At 37.9% G+C, this 22,963-nt stretch carries 14 protein-coding genes and 2 pseudogenes; 13 read left to right on the plus strand and 3 right to left on the minus strand.

Annotated features, from left to right (window positions below; translation table 11 throughout):
- The first annotated feature begins 64 nt into the window (after positions 1-64).
- The 6 genes and pseudogenes from EO120_RS09300 to EO120_RS04655 all read left to right on the plus strand — a co-directional run bounded on the left by EO120_RS09300 (position 65) and on the right by EO120_RS04655 (position 9,125).
- Complete coding sequence (locus EO120_RS09300) at positions 65-4,027, plus strand: hemagglutinin repeat-containing protein (protein WP_241234886.1); 3,963 nt, start codon at positions 65-67, stop codon at positions 4,025-4,027.
- 36 nt (positions 4,028-4,063) lie between these two features.
- Positions 4,064-4,471, plus strand: coding sequence for a hypothetical protein (locus EO120_RS04635; protein WP_127134314.1), 408 nt, complete (start codon positions 4,064-4,066; stop codon positions 4,469-4,471).
- 270 nt (positions 4,472-4,741) lie between these two features.
- Complete coding sequence (locus EO120_RS04640) at positions 4,742-4,978, plus strand: hypothetical protein (protein ID WP_127134315.1); 237 nt, start codon at positions 4,742-4,744, stop codon at positions 4,976-4,978.
- Positions 4,979-4,993: 15 nt separating this feature from the next.
- The gene (locus EO120_RS04645; protein WP_127134316.1) at positions 4,994-5,350 is read left to right on the plus strand and encodes a WapI family immunity protein; all 357 of its coding nucleotides are present in this window, start codon (positions 4,994-4,996) and stop codon (positions 5,348-5,350) included.
- A 188-nt stretch (positions 5,351-5,538) separates the two neighbouring features.
- Positions 5,539-6,210 (plus strand): annotated as a pseudogene (locus tag EO120_RS04650) (IS30 family transposase); the annotation flags it as partial.
- A gap of 137 nt (positions 6,211-6,347) precedes the next feature.
- The gene (locus EO120_RS04655; RefSeq protein ID WP_241234888.1) at positions 6,348-9,125 is read left to right on the plus strand and encodes a hemagglutinin repeat-containing protein; all 2,778 of its coding nucleotides are present in this window, start codon (positions 6,348-6,350) and stop codon (positions 9,123-9,125) included.
- 413 nt (positions 9,126-9,538) lie between these two features.
- Here the strand turns inward: EO120_RS04655 and EO120_RS04660 are convergent.
- Positions 9,539-10,433 (minus strand): annotated as a pseudogene (locus tag EO120_RS04660) (IS30 family transposase).
- 351 nt (positions 10,434-10,784) lie between these two features.
- On the opposite strand from EO120_RS04660, the gene EO120_RS04665 reads away from it, so the two are divergent.
- Together EO120_RS04665 and EO120_RS04670 are read left to right on the plus strand one after the other, a co-directional pair.
- Entirely contained in the window at positions 10,785-12,863 is a 2,079-nt protein-coding gene (locus EO120_RS04665; RefSeq protein ID WP_127134318.1) for an OPT family oligopeptide transporter, read from the plus strand.
- A gap of 11 nt (positions 12,864-12,874) precedes the next feature.
- Positions 12,875-13,708: a polysaccharide deacetylase family protein gene (locus EO120_RS04670; RefSeq protein ID WP_127134319.1), complete on the plus strand. Its 834-nt coding sequence runs from the start codon at positions 12,875-12,877 to the stop codon at positions 13,706-13,708.
- 202 nt (positions 13,709-13,910) lie between these two features.
- Here the strand turns inward: EO120_RS04670 and EO120_RS04675 are convergent, their stop codons facing one another.
- Both EO120_RS04675 and EO120_RS04680 read right to left on the minus strand, forming a co-directional pair.
- Positions 13,911-15,218, minus strand: a complete 1,308-nt coding sequence (locus tag EO120_RS04675) for an S-layer homology domain-containing protein (RefSeq protein WP_127134320.1) — start codon at positions 15,216-15,218, stop codon at positions 13,911-13,913.
- A gap of 144 nt (positions 15,219-15,362) precedes the next feature.
- Positions 15,363-16,847: an S-layer homology domain-containing protein gene (locus EO120_RS04680; protein ID WP_127134321.1), complete on the minus strand. Its 1,485-nt coding sequence runs from the start codon at positions 16,845-16,847 to the stop codon at positions 15,363-15,365.
- A gap of 522 nt (positions 16,848-17,369) precedes the next feature.
- Here EO120_RS04680 and EO120_RS04685 point away from each other — a divergent pair.
- The 5 genes from EO120_RS04685 to EO120_RS04705 all read left to right on the plus strand — a co-directional run bounded on the left by EO120_RS04685 (position 17,370) and on the right by EO120_RS04705 (position 22,872).
- A complete protein-coding gene (locus tag EO120_RS04685) occupies positions 17,370-18,107 on the plus strand; it encodes a (Fe-S)-binding protein (protein ID WP_127134322.1) in 738 nt (245 codons plus the stop codon).
- A gap of 12 nt (positions 18,108-18,119) precedes the next feature.
- Positions 18,120-19,568, plus strand: coding sequence for a LutB/LldF family L-lactate oxidation iron-sulfur protein (locus EO120_RS04690; RefSeq protein ID WP_127134323.1), 1,449 nt, complete (start codon positions 18,120-18,122; stop codon positions 19,566-19,568).
- A complete protein-coding gene (locus EO120_RS04695; protein WP_127134324.1) occupies positions 19,568-20,296 on the plus strand; it encodes a LutC/YkgG family protein in 729 nt (242 codons plus the stop codon). Before EO120_RS04690 ends, EO120_RS04695 begins: the two co-directional genes overlap by 1 nt.
- Positions 20,297-20,506: 210 nt before the next feature.
- Positions 20,507-21,898 carry a cation:dicarboxylate symporter family transporter gene (locus EO120_RS04700; RefSeq protein WP_127134325.1) on the plus strand — a complete coding sequence of 464 codons (1,392 nt, stop codon included), beginning with the start codon at positions 20,507-20,509 and terminating at the stop codon, positions 21,896-21,898.
- A 158-nt stretch (positions 21,899-22,056) separates the two neighbouring features.
- On the plus strand, positions 22,057-22,872 hold the full coding sequence (locus tag EO120_RS04705) for a nitroreductase family protein (RefSeq protein WP_127134326.1): 816 nt from the start codon (positions 22,057-22,059) through the stop codon (positions 22,870-22,872).
- Positions 22,873-22,963: the final 91 nt, after the last annotated feature.

Genomic DNA, 22,963 nt, shown 5'->3' on the forward strand with positions numbered 1-22,963 from the left:
TGCCAATAACAGTAACTTAATCCTCAAAACCGATGGTACTTTACTAAGTGCTAATAAGCTTATTATGAATGCTAAAGAGGTCATTAAAAACGAAGGTGTTATCCAAGGTAAAACGGTTATTTTAAATAGCGCTACTGATGTAAATAACAACGGTCATATTTTAGGCAATCAAATTGGTGTACACGCTGGTCATGATATTAATAACCAAGGTCAAATCATGGGTATAAGAGCCGTTGAGTTACAATCCCAAAACAATATTAATGTAACCAATACTGTGAATCATTTAGCGAATCAAGATGTATTGCATACAACATCGGGTATCGCTGTCACAGGTGATACTGGCATCATGGTAGTGAATGCAGGTCATGATGTAAACCTCGGTGCGGCTACTTTAGAAGCGCTTGGTAAAGAGGGATCTATCGTCATCACCGCAGGGCATGATGTAAATAGTACGACTGACACAGTATCTGCTAAGAAAGATATGACGCAGAATAGCGAGAATTACCTTCGCACATACCGTAAAACAGAATTAGGAACGACCATTGAAGCTAGTGGGAATATATCTATTGGTGCTAAACATGATGTGAACGCTCGCAATCTCACTATCTCTAGCGATGATGGTGCTGTCAAAGTGATTGGTGAACATGACATATCCATTGCACATGGGTATAGCGAATCTAAGGATGCCTATGGTATTAAGTACAAAGAAACAGGCTTCCTTAATAAAAAGGAAACTAAGATTAAAACAAATAACGAAGCTAAAGATGCTTTGATGAGTACCATTAGCGGTGCATCTGTGTTAGTAGGTGCTAATCATGATATTACGTTAACAGGCACGAATGTAGTGAGTACAGATATAGTAGCAGGTCACAACATCCATACCGATGCTGCAGAAGAATATACACTCAGTGAATCTTCTAAAGAAGTAAAGAAATCTGGTCTCATGGGGGCTGGCATTGGCTTTATGATTGGTAAACAACAATCTAAAGACAATTACCGTACCGAAGAAACCACACATAGAGCGACTACCTTAGGGGCTACTAATGGTAAAGTAACCGTGCAAGCGGGAGATACAGCGCATTTAACGACAACAGATATTATTGCTGACGGCGGGATTACACTAGGCGCTCAAGATGTTGTATTAGATGGTAAAGACAATACCACAACATACGAAGAAGTTCATGAGTATAAATCGTCTGGTTTAACTGTGAGCTTAGGTGGTTCTGTTGCATCCGCTATAAATACAGCTTATGGACTACAACAACAAGCAAAAGGTCGTCAAGATAAGCGCTTAGCTGCGCTAGATTACGTGGATGCTGGTCGTGAACTTAAAACGGCAACAGCTAATATTAAGGACTATACGAATTATACCCCTGATAATGTGCTATCTGGCGGGCTACAGAAGATTCGTGATGGTAAAGCCCTACAAGAAAGTGCTCGTTTTGATGCATATAAAGCCACAGGCATCGGTAGCGATGCATTAAGTGAATCTACCAAACAACAATTGAAAGACTCCGCTAAGTTGAAAAATGCTACTGGCAGAGAATTGACTCGTCAAGGTCAATCTGAAGTTGCAGATATTAAAGGCGACCAAAAACAATTTAAGGAAACTAAACGCGCCAAAGCCGACAGTCTTGCTAACATCAAAGTAAGCATTGGTTCTAGCAGTAGTCGTAGTGTTACATCTTATGAATCTAACACTTATGATGGTGGATCGTTAACAAGTAATGGCTTAATCACGGTAGAAGCCAAAAGTGCAGATGCTATAAAAGGCAATATCAAGGCTATCGGTGAAACTATTACTGGCAAGGAAGTAAAACTCATTGCCTCTAATGACGTATCTCTCGAAGCCGCTGAAAATACTAGAAAAAAATTAGAAGATTACAAGAGCAAAGGATGGTCTGTGGGTGCCAATATTAGTGTGAATGGCGGCGGCATCTTAGGTTTTGATGCGAGTGTTAATGCAGCTAAACAAAAAGGTAACACTGAAACCACAACGCATACGGCGACAACTGTTACTGGTGACGACTCTGTTCACATTGAATCTGGCAAGGAGACGAACATCATTGGAACTAAGGTGAGAGGCAATACCGTAACTATGGATATTGGTGGCAATCTTCATATTGAAAGCTTACAAGATACCAATAAGTATATTGGTGAAAACTCTAGCAAAGGTATTAGTGTCTCTACCAATGGCGCGTCCAATCTATCTGCAGAAAACAAAAAAGGTACCATGAAGAGCAACTATGCGAGTGTAACTGACCAAGCAGGCATTTACGCTGGTGAAGGTGGCTTTTACATTAACACGAAAGGTAACACAACCCTCAAAGGTGCCGTTATCCATAGTGATGCAGAGGCTGATAAGAATACATTAACGACTGGTGCTTTGACGACTGAAAGTATCGAAAATTCCACAGAATATACATCACGCAGTACTGGTGCAGGCTATAACCATGTGGGTAATTTTAAAAGCCTCAGTAAAACAGGTAAAGATGCGGTATGGAATACATTAGGTATGCTACCTACATTACAACCAGACTCTAAGCAATCTGCTCATTCTACTACCAACTCAGCTATTTCTAATGGTACAATACAAGTACGAGAACAAGCGATTAACCTCGAAGACATTTCTCGTGATACAGAACATAGTCTTAATACACTTGACGAAATTTTCGATAAAAAGAAAATTGAAGAACGCCAAGAACTATCGGGGCGATTTGCTAAAGAAGCCTTTGGACAACTCCACAACTGGAACCCTACATCTCCAGAAGGTAAGGCAGCTAAATCCATAGCACATGGTGTAGTAGCGGAAATCTCCGCTCGCATGGCAGGTAATAAAGCTGGCAGTGGCTTCTATGCAGGTGCCACTAACGAAGCCTTAATTGGTGAAATTAATAAAATAGCCAAAGATAGACCTGATGTAGCCCAATGGCTCAGTGCTAGCCTTGGTGCCGTTGTAAATGCTAGTATGGGCAATTCTCCTGTTACGGGTGGCGCAGTAGCACAATATGGGACTAAGTGGAATGCCTCTGGTAAAATAAAGACTGCTAAAGAGTTGAAGCCAGGAGAATCTATTAATGTTATTAAACCTGGCGAACTAAGTGAGTCTGGTTCAAATGAGGCATATTTACGTACCAAATGGGGCGATTATTATGTGCCATATGGTTTGTTCCCTGGCGATATTGCTGTTGTTCAGTATGCTACACCTGGAGAGCAGTCCTTAGGGCAAGAAGTAGTTATCAATTCTGATCGGAGTTATACTAGTGTAGACGAACCATTAGGGTTAGTCATACCAGAATTTAAAACGTCCTTATATCCTAATGTAGAAAATAAAAAATATGATTGGTATTATGGAGAACCTCTGCGTCGCAAACTTAAAGCTGAATGGTATGAATCTACAACGGGGAGATACTATAAAGAATATAATAATGGCGATATAGAACCAACCGATCGATATGTAGGTGTTGAAAACTGGAGAATGGGATATCCGCTAGAACGTGTAACACTCAATGGGGGAACGGATTTCTATTATATATCGAATGGATATTATGTACCAGAAACTGAGGAAACCAAAGAGGCTTTACGTAGAGCAGAGGTTGATTTTGTTACTCAGCTAAGTATGGAACTGGCCGGTGGTGGACGTGGTGGTGCAGCAAGTGTTGGTAAAGTAGGAGCCGTAGTTTCTCAACCAGCTAAATATCAACTTAAAAGTATTAGCTTGATTCCTAAAAAGACCATAGAAAAGTTTCCAACAAATGTACGATTGGCTTATGAGCGATATACTGAAGTTGGGTGGAGGGGGAATTATAGTGGACAGACACCTAGAACTGCTGCGAATAAATCCTATAGAAATAAAGATAATCAATTGCCACAAGTTGATAATAATGGTAACCCAATAATATATAAAGAATTTGATGTTAATAATTATATTGGTCCCAAGCGTGATAGTGAAAGATTTGTTCGTGGCTCTGATGGTAGTGTATATTATACCAATAATCATTATAAAAGTTTTACTAAGATAGAATAATTATATAAAGCTTAATTATATAAAGAGGATATACATATGGGTATAAATAAATTTGTATTTTTGACTAAAACAGGGTTTGATTACTTATATAAAAATAATAAACTCAGTGGAAAAGTTATTGTTATTGAAGGTGGGGAGATTCAGAGTAAGCAAGAATTATTTAATGTTATATCAGAACGTTTGGAGCTTCCAGAAATTATTAGTTCTTGGTCTATATTTGATGATTATTTAAGGAGCTATTCATTTTTTAATGATGTAGATACCATTAATCTCGTATTTCTTAATTTTAATGATATGCTTTATAGTGATAGGGCTACAAAATTGGATTTAGTGGAAAGTTTTACTGAATGTATTTTACCTTTTTGGGAATCAGAAGTTGTATATACTGTAGTAGATGGACAAACAAGAAAATTTGATGTATACGCTATTAATGGAGAATATTAATAGTTTTATAGAATAAATAGCTAACAAACATTTCCCTTATCTGAAAAGTAGTTGTAGTTATAATGTGTTCAGGAATGTAGATTACTAAAAATTACTCTTTAAATTTGGTTGAGTATATTGAACTCTATAATATCAAGCGCTATTATCAAATCTTAGGTTATTAAAAATCAGCAGATGTATACTTTTAAATATAAATCTCAATCACGATTAAAATTAATTGATTTTTGGTCTAGAAAATGGATTCACTTTAGAAAGTCTGTAGAGGTTGGTTTGGGGAAATCAAAATATGCACGAATTGAGCCTAGAAATTTAAACGAAAAATTAGCAATGGAATCTGTTTTGAGAGACCCGTTGACCGGCTCAAAACAATTGCCTATTCCTATGACAGATTCTAGATGGACAGCTAGTGAAGGCTGGGTTAAAATGGCAAAGAATGTTAATGGTATTGAAATCCATTTTGTATTTAATAAAATTACAAAGAAATTTGATGACTTTAAATTTAAATAATAATGGTGATAATTGATGGTTGAGATACAAATTAATTTGGTAGAGAAACATGAAGAGTGGTATGAATATAGTGTTTTTATAGAGGCAAATAATTTTTCAGGTACTGCCTCTTTTGGGATTACATTTGAGGAGTATGAGTTATTACTCGATAAATTAGAGAAAATGTATTTTACACTTAGTGGTGATGTTAATATTTCCTATGATGACTCTGATGATTATGTGTATATAGAGTGTACAGATTATGGACATATTAAGGTAGAAGCTCAATTAGGTGGCAGCTGGAATGATAACTGGGTTAAGTTATCATTTATTTCAGATCAAAGTGTTTTAGGTAGTATTTATCAACAGATTAAAGCGTTTAATAGGGCATAGAAAATCATGGAACCAAGATGTAGACAAATTAGATAAATAAATTAAAGGTATGACGTCTGCAGAGAATTTATAAATTAGTATTTTTATTTTGTGCTTAATTGTAAAATGAAATTGAACAACTAAAAATCCATAGTGAACCTTGTGTTATGATTTAGGTGTCTAATCAAAATATAACCGAGGTAATCACTATGGACTACACTAATCATAACACGACATTACGCACAAACAAACACTTAAACTTTGAAGAACGCTTTTATGTAGAAAAGAGAATCGCCGCAGGTGATTCTGTGACCGCTATTGCAACCGTATTAGGACGCTCTAGAACCACTATTTATACAGAACTAAAACGTGGTTCTGTTATCCAAATTCGACAAGGCAAAGCTCGTCTTGTATATTTGGCAGATTCAGGGCAATTAACGTATGAACAACAATGTCGTGGCTCATTTAATACAATGAAGTTAGGTTCCATAGAGTCCTTCATACTTTGGGTTGAAGAGAAAGTATTTAAAGAACATTGGTCGTTTGATGCTGCTGTCGGATATGCTAAACGCCAACGTATATTTGCACGTAATGAGATGGTTTGTACTAAAACTTTATATAACTATTTTCATCAAGGACTACTTGGGGTAAAAGCTATTGATCTACCTCTAGTAATACGTCGCTCACTAAGAAAGTCCGTTTCGAGTAAGTATAAACGTGAACTAGGAAAATCAATAGAACTTCATGATGCTACGATTGAAACTTGAGAAGAGTTTGGTCATTGGGAAATAGATACTGTTCGTGGGGCAAAAGATAAAACAGATGATGTATTGATTTCTTTAATAGAACGAAAAAGCAGATTATATGTAGCTTTACGCTGTCGGATTCTGAACGAGCTGCACTCAGGAATACACGAAATTCATTAGCAGAGAAGAAACAAAGTATAGAAAATAATAAACAGAATATTAACAATAGTACCGATAAAGCCATTGATCGTGCTATTAATCTCCAAATAGGCATTGGCTCTAGTAAATCTGTATCTGAATCTAAAACAGAACAACGGAATTATGCTGGTGGCACTATCGACTCTGATGGTACAGTACTCATTTATGCTAATAGCGAAGATGCTATTAAAGGCAATATTAAAATGGTAGGCGAAGAAATTCATGGTCGTCAAGTGACGCTAGAGGCTACGAACGACATAGATTTACAAGCTGCAACCAACACACTTCGTACAGAATCTAGCAGTACAGCGAGTGGTTGGGGACTATCTGCTAATATTGGTTTGCGTACTGGTAATATTGTGGGCGGCTCTGCCTCGGTATACAGAGCTACTGAACAAGGCGTTGCAACGGGCACTACATATACAGGCACACATATGGTGGCGGATGATGCATTGCACATAACGAGTGGTAAGGATACAAATCTTATTGGTTCAACTGCAACAGGAGCCTCTGTGAAAGCCAATGTTGGTGGCAATGTAACGATTGAAAGTCTACAAGATACTAATTCCTATGATGAAACCTCTCGTCATACAGGGGTTTCTGTATCTACTGCAGATATGACCCATTTCGGTGTGTCAGGAGTTAATGTGAAAGGATATATAGATAGCGATTATAAAAGCGTAACTCAGCAAGCAGGTATCCATGCAGGTGCCAAAGGCATAGACATAACTGTTGGGGACACAACTACTTTAAAAGGTGCAATCATAACTAGTACTGCTACGCCAGACAATAATAAGCTATCTACGAAACAGTTGATTACTGAAGACATTCAAAACGAGGCATCCTACAACGCAAAACAATCTGGTGTATCTATGAACACATCAGGCTTTATGGGGAAAGGCATTCTTGGCAAGATTAACCCATTAGGATTATCTCCAGTAGTGACAATACCAGTATCTGACTCCGCTAGCTCTACTACACGCTCTGCTATTAGTGAGAACATTATTTTAGATGTAGAAAACAAATCGGCAGCAGATATTAACCGCGATACAGAACAGGCGTTGAATAGCATTAAACCAATCTTTGATAAAGACGATGTAAAAGAACGCTTGGCTTATGTGAATGCTGTATCTGCGGAAGGGTTTAAACTTATTGGGGATATTTCACTTAAGCAGCAGTTGAAGTATGAAGCTAAAGCAAGGAATGAAGATAATATTGAGTTAAAGACAAAGTACTTATCAGAAGCCCAAAAGTGGAGTGAAGGTGGAGCCTATAAAGTGGCATTACATGGTGCTTTTGGTGCTTACCTAGGAGATTTATCTGGAGGTAGTGCTGTCAAAGGATTTACTGTAGGCGTTAGTAATGAATATCTGAATAAAATGTTAGATAGTCATCGAGATGGGAATCTTCATAAATGGTTTAGTGCTATTGTAGGACATGCAGTAGATCGTAGTATGGGGAGTGCAATGGCACTTTCAGCAACAACGCATAATTGGCTCACACATGGGGATCAAGTCAATTTAAAATATGATCTTGTGGCTTATAAAGATAACCCAGGAATGATTGTGAAAAAGTTAGCATATTATGACAGTTTGATGGATTTTGGACACGAGTATAATTCTGTTTATAAAACTAGTAATTATCTAACCCAAGATTTATATGATTATTTATTGGCGAATGATTCAGATATTTTGACTGACGGAAGATATACATCTTTTTCAGACGTCATGTATAATTTGAAGCAAAAATATGTTTTTAGCCAAGGTAGCAATAGCGAGATTGAATTTAATGACCAAAAAGCGTATCAAAGTGCTAGAATATTAAGTGATAAATCAGGAGACGTTATGTTTAGAGAACTGTTGTCTAATACACCTGCGTCTAATGATTGGCGAGATGCAACAGTTAATCGTCATGCAGAGAGCTTTGCCGGTGTTGATGGACATTACACAAGAGTAGCTGAAGAGTCAATGCCTAAAGTATATGATAATGAAGGGGACCGATTGGCAGATAACGGAGCCTTTGTAATTACACTTAGTGATGGTCATAACTATGCATTTAATGTTGAAGATCATGAATTTTATTATACTAATTATCCCGTAACACACGAGACTAATGATTTAGGGGGATTGCTTGCTGATACACAACTGTTTACTGTCTATGGAAGTTCTGACTCCGCAAAATTTCCACATGTTGTATATGATGGTAAAGCAATTTATGCAAATCGTGAAATACAAGAGCCGGGTATATATGATTCAATTATTATTTCTGCAAACTCAAATGTCAAAGACAGTATACTTGATGAGCGAAACAAGCAGGATTATTCTTATTCTATATCTAAAAAGTGGGTGGATACTGATATAGCATTACGATATGCTGATAGCTTGACTTATAATGATTTGCAAAAATATGGAAAAACGGTTTTAGCTGATCAAACGAGAGATACAGCTCTTGGTGTATTTGGTAGTGTTGGAGGTGCAGAGGTGGCAAAGTACCTTACGCCTAGATATACAGGTCCTTATATGAGGGGGGCATTAAAAACTATAGGCAAAGAGAGTGGAGGTTATCTTACCAACACAGGAATATTTTTACATTCTGTTTATGATAATGCAGAAGAATTTAAAGGACATCCCGATTTAATGAGCAAAGCTATTGATTATGATAAAGAAGCTTTTTATGTAGGCGAAGCTGTTGCTATAGGCGAAGGTGTCGTTACAGTTGCATCTGCTGGTGAATATGCTTTACCAGCTAAAGCTACAGGTGCAGCGATTAATTTTGGTGTTAGTATAAGAGTTGAAAAGAAAAAAGATGAATTACAAGAAGAAAAGAAAAGACAGGAAGGGATTGCAAATTAATATATGGAGATTTTGAGTATTAGTAAGATAGTTGTACCTATACTTTCTTTAGCTTATTTTGGAAGAAAGAATTATATCTATCTTATAAAAAAAAATCCTAAAGATCGGAATACGATAATGGATATAAGTTATAATTTTATTAATTTTATGGGGGTTCTTGTGACAATTATTGTTATAATTGAAACTTTTTTTATAGGACTTCCTTTGGATTATTTTTATACTGTATGTGTGGCCATATTTTTATATTTAATATCAGAATTGATTGATACATATAAAAAAACAAAAGTTAATAATAATGTTTACATATATATATTCTATTTAATTTTTATATTACTGATTTGGATTTGGCTTATTACGGCAGATTAGTAAATTCTTGTTATGGATAGATAACATTTTATAATCTATAAATCGTCTTAAATTGCAATATGAAACTGAACACTTTCTAAATCCATAACCTTATTAATTTCTTCAATAAAGACTTCTCGTGGTGTTTTGTAATGTAACAACTTGCGAGGTAAATTGTTACACCAATTAAGGGCACGTTGTAAAGTAGCTTCGGATACATCTTTAATAGGTGTACCTTTAGGGATAAATCAACGTAATAACCCATTATGTCGCTCATTAGACCCACGTTCGCCTGGAGAATAAGGATGGGCAGCGCAAAGCAATATATATACGTGTTTTGCGTCCTAGTAAAGAAACCAGTACCTGGTCGTTTCTATTTTTAATACCTCGTAGTGTATCTAGTTCCCAATGTCCAAATTCTTTACGAGAGTCAATTGATTTATCGCGTAGATCAATAGATTTTCCTAGTTTACGTTTATGTTCCCTCGTGTGTCTCTTTTTCTGGGACTGACAAATAATACCGGGTAAATCCATTGCTTTCACTCGCAATAAGCCTTGATGAAGGTAATTATATAAGGTTTTTGTACATACCATTTCATTACGTACAAATAAAGAATTACGTATAGCATAGCCAACGGCAGCATCAAAAGACCATTTATCCTTAAGCACTTTAGCTTCAACCCAAGACAAGAAAGATTCAATTTGGCTAACTTTTAGCGTGTTGAAAGAGTATTGCCTAGTGTTTTCATAAGTGAGTTGGCCATAATCAACTAGATACATATGAATGTGTTTATTTTGTTTACGTTGCTCAACAGTTCCTCGTTTCAATTCTGCATAAAGTGTTGTTCTAGAGCGTCCAAGTGCTTTAGCAATCGAGGTGATTGAGTCGCCAGCAAGAATGCGTTTTTCTAGGTAAAAGCATTCTTCTAAATTTAAATGTTTGAACGTAATGCCGTGATACAATTAGAGTAGTTCATATTAGTACCTCGTGAGTAGATTTGACTTTAGCACTCTAATTGTATCACTTGTACTAATATGGATTTTTTATGTGTTCAGTTTCAGTTTACAACTAAGCAGTTTTATTAGGAGTATATCGTTTGTGGAGAGTTTGGTAGGCAAGTCTAGGTTATAGAATCAAGATGTAGACAAAATTAGATAAATAAATTAACGGTATGACAGCTATGGAGAATTTACAAATAAGCATTTTTATTTTGTATACATAAGCACTAATCCTCTGAATTTCTTGTAATTACCGCTTTAACAAGATAAAATAAAATTAGCTTATAGTTAGTTGTAATGAGGAGGTAAGTACTTATGAAACACGATTTTATGAGCCATGACCTTCACTTGCCGGAGCTTACGTTCCGTGGGATGCTACTCGGTGCTTTGATTACCGTTATTTTTACAGCATCTAACGTGTACTTAGGTTTGAAGGTCGGTTTGACATTCTCGTCATCCATTCCGGCGGCCATCATCTCTATGGCTATTTTACGTTTTTTCAAGGATTCTAATGTTCTTGAAAATAACATGGTACAAACGCAGGCATCTGCAGCGGGTACCTTATCTGCTATTATTTTTATTTTGCCAGGTTTATTAATGCTTGGGTATTGGCAAGGATTCCCATTCTGGCAAACATTCTTGCTCTGTGCCTGCGGGGGCTCTCTCGGTGTGTTATTCACCATTCCATTGCGTCGCGCTATGGTAGTCAATAGTGATTTACCGTATCCAGAAGGGCGTGCAGCAGCGGAAATTTTGAAAGTTGGCTCTCATAATGCAGGTGCTGCGCCACAGTCTAACTCCGGTATGAAAGATATCGTATCTGGTGGTTTCATTGCGGGGCTCATCAGTTTATGTGCTAATGGTTTCAAAGTACTTGGCGATAGCTTGAGTTTCTGGATTCCTGCAGGGGCTAAAGGGATTACTCAAATTCCATTGGGATTCTCTACAGCATTACTTGGTGCTGGTTACCTTATTGGTATCGCTTCTGGTGTAGCTATTTTTGTGGGCGTTCTCGTCGCTTGGGCTGGTTTTGTACCATACTTAACAAATATGTTAGCTCCAGATGGTGGCGCTACGGCTAAGTTTGCTATGACTGTATGGAAGGAAAAGGTTCGTTTCATCGGTGCTGGTGCTATTGGTATTGCTGCTATTTGGACACTACTTACCTTACTTAAGCCGATTTTGGAAGGGATTAAGATTTCTGTTCAATCTATGAATATGAACTCTGCAGAACGTGAGTCTCATCGCATGGATACAGATATGAGTGCTAAAAGCGTATTAATTACGTTCATCATTATTCTAATCGGTTTAGGCGTTACATTCTGGGATTTTGTATCCGCAGTACCTATTAGTGCAGGTTTAATGTGGACTCTCGTTATAGTAGGCATTATCGTAGCTTTGTTGATTGGCTTCTTTGTAGCTGCTGCATGTGGTTACATGGCTGGTCTCATTGGTACATCTGCATCTCCAATTTCCGGTATCGGTATTTTGGCTACTATTATTTCATCCTTAGTGGTGTATTTCATTGCTTCTGAGAATAATTTATTTGCTACTCCTGAAGGTGTACAATTTGCTACAGCAATGGCTATTTTTATGACTTCTGTTGTAGTAGCGATTGCTTCTATTTCTAATGATAATTTACAAGATTTGAAAACAGGTCAGCTCGTTGGTGCCACACCTTGGCGTCAACAAGTAGCGTTGCTATTAGGTTCCGTAGCTGGTGCTATTGCCATTGCGCCTGTGCTTAATTTGTTGTATCAAGCATATGGCTTTACTGGTGCATTGCCACGGGCTGAAATGGATCCAAGTGCTGCCTTGTCTGCTCCACAAGCTACATTGATGACTACTATAGCACAAGGTATTTTTAGCGCCTCTATGGATTGGGATTATATCCTCATCGGTGTAGGTGTAGGTGTAGTGGCTATCATCATTAATTTGATTTTGAAATCTACTACAGCGTCTTTAACATTGCCTCCATTAGCAGTAGGTATGGGTATTTACTTGCCACCTACACTCGAAGTGCCTCTCATTATTGGCTCTGTTATTAGTTTCTTCGTAGGTCGATACCTTGTAGCTCGTGCGAAAATGCGCGCTGGCGATTTGGCTGAATACGATGTAGAACAATCTAATCGTCGTGGTGTTCTTTTCGCATCTGGTCTTATTGTTGGTGAAAGCTTGATTGGCGTACTCATTGCTGTTATTATTGTATTGTCAGTAACTACTGGTGGTGGAGAATCTCCTCTTGAATTAGTAGGTCCAGAATTTGCAGATACAGCTCAATGGTTAGGCTTGGCTGCTTTTGCATTCACTGCTCTTTACTTAATTCGCCGCGTAGTCACTCACAAATTCAATAAAGAAGAAGCTCTTGCTATGAAAGCTGAGCAAGAAAAGTAAGAGGTTATGCGATGAAACTAAAACAGACTGTTCTTATCATGATGGTCGCTGCTATGCCATTTACATCGTTAGCTGCAACGAGCGAAGCCGTTCCTGTTACACAAGACGATGCAATGGTTGTTGTGGAAACACGTCCAGATCGAAATGCTTTGACGTATCGCCTTTCTAGTACGGCTACGCCAGAACAAAATAAAGTATTGCGTGCTGAAATAAACAAAACGGATCGAGGTACTGTTGAAGTGATTGCGCCAAATGCGGAACGCTATTTGGAACGGAAAGAAGTGGCTGTGTCGCCTATTGAATCATCTACAGATCATTTGAATTTAGTATTTCCTGAAGTGAAATCTGTAAGTCCTGTCGTTGAAAAAGCGATTAATAAGACTATCAAGAAATACGTATCTAAAGTTCAAAATGATGTGCAAAAATTAAATGATGCAGAGTCGACCAAAACGAATGTCATCATGTACTATGATGTGAAAACCGATGCAAATGGTATCTTCAGTGTATTGATTCATACATACACAGTGCGCGATGGTGATGCGAATGGTGTGAATTTCGTAAAAGGGTTTACTTTCAATACCACAACTGGCCGCCAATTATCCTTATATGACCTTGGCGGTTTGAGTAAACAAGAACTCATTAATGCAGTAAATAACAATCAAACTGTGAAAGATGCTATTGGTGGCGATGTAACGTTTGATACAATGCCAAAAGAATTTTACACCACTGATGATTATTCTGTAGTGATGATTTTGCAACAAGATGTGCACACCATCCACAGTGCTGGTACCGTATACGTGCCTGTAGGCAATTTGCGGGATCGCCAAAATGATATAATTAAATAATAACTAACTATATGTGTATGTATTGGCTTTCAATACATAAAATCAGGCTGTTTATGTGATGTGAAAACAAAAAGCGACTCCTAGGAAAATTTTCCTAGGAGTCGCTTTTGCTATTGGTTAATTAATATAAAATAGAAGCATCTCGGATAGTAGTACGTTCATGTGTCATATTAGAGATGTTGAATATGATACATTTTACTTATTATTTACTTGCTTTCAACGGTAATGGGAATTGAATTGTCGTTTTTGGCATTTCTTGTTGTGGCAATTGAAGGATTACTTTTTTGCCAAACTTATTTTTAAAATCTTTTATCGTACTGTTTTGTACAGTATCAGCAGTAATAATGAGGGCCGATGTATCGTCAGTAGGGATAATACTGATAATAGAGCCTTGCGGTTCTAGTTGTTTATAGAGATTCGTAGCGTCAGATTGATATTCTTCTAGTTGTGCTTGTGTCATTTGACCTTGGGCTAAGACAACGGCGGAATCGATTTGTGGGTCTGTATCCTTATTAAAGGCATTTTGCAACTCAGCGTATAGCTTTTTATTTACTACTGTAGCGTGTAATTTGCTTTCTTTCCAGAATAGAGCCCCGTCATTTCTAAATTGAGAGAAGTCATCTCCATATTTGAATGTACGGGTAATAATGGCTGCCACTTTATTTTCTACTTGTTGACGATACAATGCGTTGTGGAAATCAAGAGCCTGTTGTGTTTGAGTCATACGATGGGCTATTTCGGCTGCTTCCGCACGAGTTACATATTTTTCAGGATTAAATAATGTACCTGGTGCATAATTTGTAAAGCCTAAATAGGCCAATTCACGGACAGCATCTTGCGCCCAAGGAGCTACAAATTTTTGGTCTCCATAGGCAATTTGATCAAGTACTGTTGGGTCTTCTGTAGTATACCCTAAATAATGAATATAGTTATCTGCTACTACTGCAAATTCTTGACGGGACATAAATTTTTCTGGTTGGTATGTGTTATCACCATAACCGGAAATAATATTTTTACGAGCCACAGATGCAATGGCTAGTGCAGACCATCTGTCAGATGTAATATCTTTGAATTTACTAGATAGAAATGCGGTTTGACCATCATTTGTGATGTTATTGAATAGGGTGGCTACTTCTTCGCGTGTCATTGCTTGGTTAGGGCGGAATGTACCATCAGAATAGCCCTTCATTAATTCTGCCTTTGTTACGCCGCTGATAGCACGAGAAGCCCAGAAATCACTAGGTACATCGGAAAAAATATAAGGACGTACATCTTGGATATTTTTAGGTGTTGTTAGAATTGGTGTGCGTACACCGACTGCTTGTGTTGCTATATTAGTTGTAGTTGCATTTTGCGTTGATGTTGCAATGTTCTGTTCTGTTGTTGCAACAGCGGTAATGGTCCGCACCGTGTTAGTAGAGCTTTCACTAGCGGCAAAACCTACCGTAGAGGTTGTCATCAAGGCAGATAAAACAAGCGTTTGTAATGTGTATTTCCGAAACTGTTGCATACAAATCCTTCCTAATCAATCACATATATTATATATACATATATTCACTATAACAGTTACGATGTATATTTTCTAGTACAATTATAGTTAATATATAAAAAACAGCGCTTTAAAAGCGCTGTTTTTAGTATGGTGCAAAGTAGGTTATCGTTTTACCACCATTTTTACTTTAGAACCAAATGCGCGAGACATGCCTTGTTGTGTTTCACGACTTGCGGTGCTAACAACGGCATACAGTTGATTATTTTCTACATCTGGGAATACAGTAATAATGTTGCCTGCCTTTTCATTTTTAGAATAATAATTTCTGAAATTAACCTCGATAGCATCATATTCAGATTGGCTATATCGGGATGGCTCTACTACAACGTAATTGTCGATTGTAGTATTCCCGCGATTTGCTAAATTCGCTTTTACAGAGGATAAGTCGTCGGAATTTTTCAATGCTACATGCAATTGATTATCACGCCAATACATTACGCCATAATCTTGGAATGCTTCAGGCGTTTTATATGTTTTGTTTAACTCAGTAAATACATTATTTTCCAAAGATTCTTGTTGTTTTTGGCTTAATGCTTTTAATGTAGTAGTGCGACGTACAGGGCGTACCACACGAGTTGGTTTTGGCTCTGTTTTAGTTTCTACTGTTTTATCAGATTTAGCTGGAGTTACATTCTTTTGTACCTCTTCTTTTGCTGCTGTTGCTTTAGTAGGGGCAGGGGCACTAGCATTGTTTAGAATGCGATTTAATATGGTCGCTGCTTGTGCGCGGGTTACTGATTGTTTTGGGTTGAAATCGGTAGTCTCACCAGATGCAACGTAACCTCGTTGTGCCATATATTTAATATCGTCTACATATGTTTTTGAAATATTAGCTTCATCTTGGAACGCTACTGTTTCAAACTTAACGGGTGCATCACCTTTGATCTTTTTTACTACATTAGCAGCAGATGCAACAAATTCTTCACGGTTCATCGTTTTTGCAGGTGTGAAAGTAGTTGTAGTTGTACCATCCATTACGCCAGCTGCACTTACTAATTTTATTGCTGAATTGGACCAATGATCGCTAGGTACATCTTTGTATGTTACGCTTGTTTCTTTTGTAACGATATCTGCTAACTCTTGTTCGTTCATGTTGTATTGTAGTACTTTGCCATACATTATAGCCGCTTGTTCACGGGTGATAATTTGACTTGGACGGAATGTATTATCAGAATAACCTGATACGTAACCAGCTTTAGTCATAGCTTGGATAGCATCACGAGCCCAATTATCTTTCGTATCTGAGTATATACCTTCAGGAAGCACTTCTTTTTGTACTGCTTTAATAGATGTTTTTGTTGCAGCTACTTTTGTGTCAGTGTTAACCGTTGATTTTTCAGCATTTGTAGTTTTGCTATCAACACCTTCTTCAAGGGCTGTAGCTTTTGTATCGGTTTTGATTTGCGTTGCTGCAGCTTTGGCTTGTGTTGATATAGCTTTTGATTGTGTTGTAGCTACTTTTTCAGTAGTAACTGATGTGTTTTGTGCACTATTTACAGTTGCTGCATGCGCGTAGTTTGTTAAACCAAATGTGGACCCTAATGCCAATGTAATAGCAAAGGATAGCGATAATTTGTTGAGTTTCATGTGAAAGCTCCTTTCGAACTATACTTATATATGATGAATTATAACATTTTTATAGAATAATCACTACTATAAGAAAATGTAATATACAACCATAAAATTTAGATGAATAATGTGAGAATAGGGGGATTTACCATAAATTGCATTATATATAATTTGATACCATGAAAACTACATTGCGAGTTGTAAATGATAAAAGTTCCCAAAAAGCTGGCGTTATAAGGGTGTCATTAAATTTTTTGATGTCTAAAATTTTTATTGTTATGAATTTTGATTTGGTTATGAGCTAAATGCATAACAATGTATTTTATAATAGCCTAAATACTAATATAGCAATTGTTTGGACTTTTATACGCTCCTTATTTATAATTATATCGAAAGATGCTCTTTAGAACACTATGTTTTAAAGACAGTTGTAATATTCAAGGTATAAATTTATATGATAGGGTATATAAATCGGTACCGTAATGGATACATATCACATTTTTTATTGAGTTAAGTACTAGAAAAGCTGAGGACAAAATTATGAAAATTCATCTTTTCCAACAGTGTTTGATTGACATGTTCTATCCTCATGTAGGCATGGCTGGTGTACATGTACTTGAAAACTTGGGTTGCGAACTCGTAGTACCTAAGAAACAAGTATGTTGCGGACAAATGTTCACAAACTCTGGCTATAACAAGGCTGCTATGGATGCGATCAAGAACACTATCGAATGCTTCGAAAACGCTGAGTATGTAGTCAGCATGTCCGGATCTTGCGCATTCGCTATTCGTGATGAATATCATCACTTCTTAAAAGATGAGCCTGAATGGTTACATCGCGCAGAAAAATTAAGCTCTAAAATCTATGAATTCACTGAATTCATTACTGACGTATTAGGTGTAGAAGATGTAGGCGCTCGTTTCGATGAAACTGTAACATATCATACTTCTTGTCACGTAACACGTTTGATGGGTGTCAAAGAACCTCCTTTCAAACTCCTTCGCAATGTTAAGGATATTAAATTAATCGAATTACCTCGTGCAGACCGTTGTTGCGGTTTTGGTGGTACTTTCTCCGTTAAAAACCCAGAAATTAACGAAGTCATGACTCGCGAAAAAGCATTGGAAATCGCTAGCACAGGAGCTAACGTAATCTCCGGTTCCGACCAAGCATGTTTGATGAATATTGCTGGTATGCTTGATCGTCTTCACAAAGAAGGCGCTATCGATCGCCGTATCAAAGTTATGCACATCGCTGAAATCTTAAATTGCCGTTAAGGAGGAGAACTCATGAGCTTAATATATGACAATCGCCCTTACAAAACACGCATAAAAGAGTGCTTGGCAGACGATTTCAAAGTTGCAGCCATCAAAAAAGCTCAAGACGTGTTTTATGATAAACGTAATTCCGTAGTTGATGAAGTGCCAGAATGGCTTGATTTCCGTGCAGAAGCGGCAGCCATCCGCGACCATGTACTTAACAACTTGGACTACTATGTAAACCAATTTGCTGAAAATGCTGAAAAAGCAGGTTCGAAAGTACATTTCGCATTTGACGATAAAGAAGCAACACAAATTGCATTGCAAATTCTTCGCGATCGCGAAGCTAAAATGATCGTTAAATCCAAAACTATCTTAACAGAAGAAATTGGACTTAATGAAGTATTAGAAGAAGCTGGTATCGAAGTAAACGAAACGGACTTGGCGGAATTCATTTTGCAAACTGCAGTGAGCCCACCATCTCATATCGTAGTACCAGGTCTTCACTTTGAACGCAATCGCATTCGCGATATTTTCGCTGAAAAATTAGGTTATACTGGTACTGAAAATCCAGAAGAAATGACTCATTTTGTGCGTGGTTATGTACGTGAGCGTTTCTTAAAAGCAGATGTTGGTGTAAATGGTTGTAACTTTGCCGTTGCATCCTCTGGTACTTGTACTATCGTATCCAACGAAGGTAATGGCCGTATGGCGAGCTCCATTCCTAAAACTCAATTGGTTTTCTTAGGTACTGAACGTATTGTACCTGATTTTAAAGCTCTTGATATTATGATGGAAATGCTCAACCGTTCTGCGGTAGGTTCTAAAATCTCCAACTACTTCTCTATGATGACTGGTCCTCAAAAACCAGGTGAAGCTGATGGTCCTGAAGAAACTCACATTATCATCATCGATAATGGCCGTTCCGGTATCCTTGGTGGCACATTCCAAGAAATGCTTCGTTGTATCCGTTGCGGTGCATGTATGAACATTTGCCCAGTATATCGTCATATCTCTGGTCATGGTTACGGTTCCGTATATCCAGGTCCAATGGGTGCTGTGTTGACTCCATTGTTCAAAGGATACGAAGTGGCTGGCGATCTTCCTTACGCATCTACATTGTGCGGTGCTTGTACAGAAAACTGTCCAGTAGCAATCCCATTGCATGAATTGTTGATGGAACATCGTCATATTATGGCTGACATTGAAAAAACTCGTCCAAAAGCAGAAGAAGCAATCTTCACTGCTGCAGCGAAGGTGTTCGGCAATGCTACATTGTTCGACCTTGGTACAAAAGCAGGCGCTATTGGTATGAATATGATTAGTAACAACGAAGGCAATATGCCTAAATGGACACAAGCGGTACCTGTAATGGGTGGCTGGACTAAGTCCAAAGAAATGGGTTCCTTGAAGTTCAAGAAATTCCGTGACCTTTATGCTGAACATGAGAAAAACAAAAAGAAAAAGGAGAATAAATAATGGATGAAGCTAAACGTAAACAATTTATTGCACGTTTATCTCGTGCATTAGGCCGAGAACAAGAACTCTGCCCTGCTTATGTAGAAGGTTTTGATTACAGCAAAGGTCCTCAAGAAACTATGTTCCAAGATTTATCTCACGAACAAGTTATCGAGATGTTCAAAGCTGAATGCGATAAAAACGGCACTAAATATATAAATACTACACCTGATAAATTAGGTGAAACTATTCTTGCAGCTATTGCTGACTGGGGCAATGGTAAAGTTGTGTTCCCAAGTAGCTCAGAAGTAGAAGAGTATAAATTAAAAGAATTGTTTGAACAAGATGCAAAATCCAACAATGGGGAACGCACATATTTCCAATGGGATGCATCCCTTGGTCGCGAAGTATGTATTTCCAATACGGCTAATGCTGATATTGGCGTTACATTCCCATACTGTGGTATTGCAGAAACTGCTACTGTAGTACAAGCTTCTGATGTTGAATCTGGACGTGCTATTAGCTTATTACCAGATACGCATATCGCTGTTGTGTACACAGATAGTATCCGTCCTCGTATGACACAAACTATGGAACATTTGCAAGAACGCTATGATGCTGACCCATCTGCATTCCCAAGCAATATTTGCTTGATTTCTGGTCCATCCCGTACTGCAGATATTGAGCTTGTTCGCGTTGATGGTGCACATGGTCCTATTCAATGTACATATATCTTGGTTGATAGATAATAGGTCATATCATAAGTATTGAACACATTTGTAAATATGGTTCTGTACTGTGAAAGGCGGCTTTCCTATGGAAGGCCGCCTTTTAGCTTTCAGGAATATCAAAAAATAGAAAATTAGGCTTATAGGACAAAAATTACTTGTAATAATTTCGATATATGCTATACTGTATTTAAACCTATTATATTGATATGAATTAAAAAGAGGTGTATTATGAATATTCCATTTTTTCAAGATTACCTCATGCTAAGCGATCCTCTTAGCATAGGCATTATTGCCGTTTTCGTAGCCATTTTATTCGCTATCTATGGTTTGCAACGAAAAGGCACTTCTTTTGGTAATCTTGTTATAATCGGCACCATTCTCGGTGCTATTCTCGGTATTGCTATCCAAGTCCTCGCTGGATTTCCTGATGACCCATCTAAGGTGGTATACATTAAGGAAAGTACGAAATGGTTCTCTCTTGTAGGGGGCGGATTTATTGACTTAATCCGCATGCTCGTAATCCCCATCGTGTTTATTTCCATCGTTCATGTTATTCTCAATATGGAGGCTGGGGCTAATTTAAAAAAACTGGTGCTTGCTATGGTGAGCACTAATCTTGGAATGGTGGCAGTGGCTGCTATAGTTGGTTTGATTCTTGGTAATGTTTTTGGTTTAGGTCAAGGTTTCGACGTACTTGAATCGGGTAAAAAAATCCGTGAAATTAAACCTATGGTGGATACATTCCGAGCGTTAATTCCAAGCAATCCTATCCAGGCAGCAGCAGAAACCAATGTTATTGGCATTGTAGTGTTTGCTATTATCACAGGTAGTATTGCACGCCTTATTAAACAAACAAAAGAAGATAGTCTTGAAGTATTTACAAAATTGTTTAGCGAACTTCATAAAATCATCTCTTGGATGGCAGATTTTATTATTGGATTAATGCCATACGGCGTAGTAGCTCTTTTGGCATCTACATTGGCAACTCGCGGTTTGCAAGCTATCCTCGACATGGGTTTATTTGTAGTACTCTTGTACGTTGGTATTTTGATTATGTTTGTTGTTCAAGCTATTTTCATTGCAATCTTTGGGTATAATCCGATTACTTATTTCAAAAAAGCAAAAGCACCGTTACTCTTAGCTTTTACATCTCGTTCATCTATGGGCGTATTACCGTTGACTGTGGAAACGTTGACGAAACGCCTCGGTGTAAATCCTACAACGGCAAACACAGTGGCATCCTTTGGTACTACAGCAGGTATGCAAGGTTGTGCCGGTGTTTTCCCAGCTCTCGTAGTGGTGTATATTTCTAATGTAGCAGGTATCCCGTTCGATATGACTATGTATATTATGAGCGTTATCGTTATCGCCATCGGTTCCGTCGGCATTGCTGGAGTTCCTGGTACTGCGACTATGGCTGCATCTGTATCCCTTAGTGGCACTGGCCTTGGTGCGTACTTTACATCTATTAGTCCAATCCTCGCTATCGATCCATTGATTGATATGGGACGTACATGTCTTAATGTATCTGGCTCCCTTACAAATGCATTGGTGGTGGATAAAATCATGGGTACTAATAATCAGGTAGCTTATGATAATCCTCATGAAGGAGAAGCTTAATATATTGACTGTGAAAGTCGCTTTTATAGTGGTAAAAACGAATGCCTATACGTGGAATATTACGTATAGGCATTCGTGCTTTATTCTTTTGTTATGATACGAATTGATTTTATATGATATAATAGGCGGTATATTATGTAGTTGGAGGTTTCATTATTATGTTATTTACCGTAAACACAGAAGTCTGTACTCGTTGTGGTCTATGCGTAGCTGATTGTCCTACAGGCCTTCTTGTTATGACTGATGATGGCCCTGTAACAGGCAAGGGTGGTTGTATTTCCTGTGGCCATTGTATTTCCGTATGTCCTACATTGGCTTTAGATAGCGATATGACACCACGTGCAGAGCAGGTGGACATTACAAAAGAAACTAAATTTACACCAGAACAAGCAGAGTTCTTTTTGCGGAGTCGCCGTTCTATTCGTAATTATCAAAATAAACCAGTGCCGTCGGCATTGATTCGTCAAGTTTTAAATGTGGCTCGCATGGCGCCAACAGCGACAAATACACAAGGTATTTCGTATATCGTCATCCGCAATAAGGAAACATTACGCCGAATTGCAGATCTCGTATTAGAATGGATGCACGAAGCTGCTAAAACGGTGCCGATTATGCGTTTATATGCTCGCGCTGCGCAAGCCGAAGTGGATAAAGGGAAGGAATACATCCTTCGCGATGCACCAGTACTTGTAGTAGCTATCGGCTCGAAAAAGGATGTTCACCGTACTCATGACAGTGGTCATTCTTGCTTGTCCTACGCAGAACTGTATGCTCCCTCTGTAGGTCTTGGTACTTGTTGGGCAGGATTCTTTGAACACGCTGGCGAAGCAGAATATAAACCATTATTGGATTTACTCGGTATGCCAGACGATAAAATCGTAGCGGGCGCTATCCTTATGGGTTATCCAAAAGTGAGATATCGAAACATAGTAGAACGGGACCCGTTAGATGTTGTATTTGACGAAGAAGACTAATTGTATATGTCATACTAAAAGGGGCTGTAACAAAATAGCCTCTAAGAAAACAAAGACGCGTTTTAGTCATATGAAAGTATGATTAAAGTGC

The organism is Veillonella caviae (assembly GCF_003992125.1).
GTDB lineage: Bacteria > Bacillota > Negativicutes > Veillonellales > Veillonellaceae > Veillonella > Veillonella caviae.

Bases quoted from the DNA above. Each gene is read 5' to 3' on its own strand.
- EO120_RS04685 (WP_127134322.1), top strand. From the start codon at position 17,370: ATGAAAATTCATCTTTTCCAACAGTGTTTGATTGACATGTTCTATCCT.
- EO120_RS04675 (WP_127134320.1), bottom strand. From the start codon at position 15,218: ATGCAACAGTTTCGGAAATACACATTACAAACGCTTGTTTTATCTGCC.
- EO120_RS04665 (WP_127134318.1), top strand. From the start codon at position 10,785: ATGAAACACGATTTTATGAGCCATGACCTTCACTTGCCGGAGCTTACG.
- EO120_RS04680 (WP_127134321.1), bottom strand. From the start codon at position 16,847: ATGAAACTCAACAAATTATCGCTATCCTTTGCTATTACATTGGCATTA.
- EO120_RS04705 (WP_127134326.1), top strand. From the start codon at position 22,057: ATGTTATTTACCGTAAACACAGAAGTCTGTACTCGTTGTGGTCTATGC.
- EO120_RS04695 (WP_127134324.1), top strand. From the start codon at position 19,568: ATGGATGAAGCTAAACGTAAACAATTTATTGCACGTTTATCTCGTGCA.
- EO120_RS04635 (WP_127134314.1), top strand. From the start codon at position 4,064: ATGGGTATAAATAAATTTGTATTTTTGACTAAAACAGGGTTTGATTAC.
- EO120_RS04690 (WP_127134323.1), top strand. From the start codon at position 18,120: ATGAGCTTAATATATGACAATCGCCCTTACAAAACACGCATAAAAGAG.
- EO120_RS04700 (WP_127134325.1), top strand. From the start codon at position 20,507: ATGAATATTCCATTTTTTCAAGATTACCTCATGCTAAGCGATCCTCTT.
- EO120_RS04670 (WP_127134319.1), top strand. From the start codon at position 12,875: ATGAAACTAAAACAGACTGTTCTTATCATGATGGTCGCTGCTATGCCA.
- EO120_RS09300 (WP_241234886.1), top strand. From the start codon at position 65: ATGAATGCTAAAGAGGTCATTAAAAACGAAGGTGTTATCCAAGGTAAA.
- EO120_RS04645 (WP_127134316.1), top strand. From the start codon at position 4,994: ATGGTTGAGATACAAATTAATTTGGTAGAGAAACATGAAGAGTGGTAT.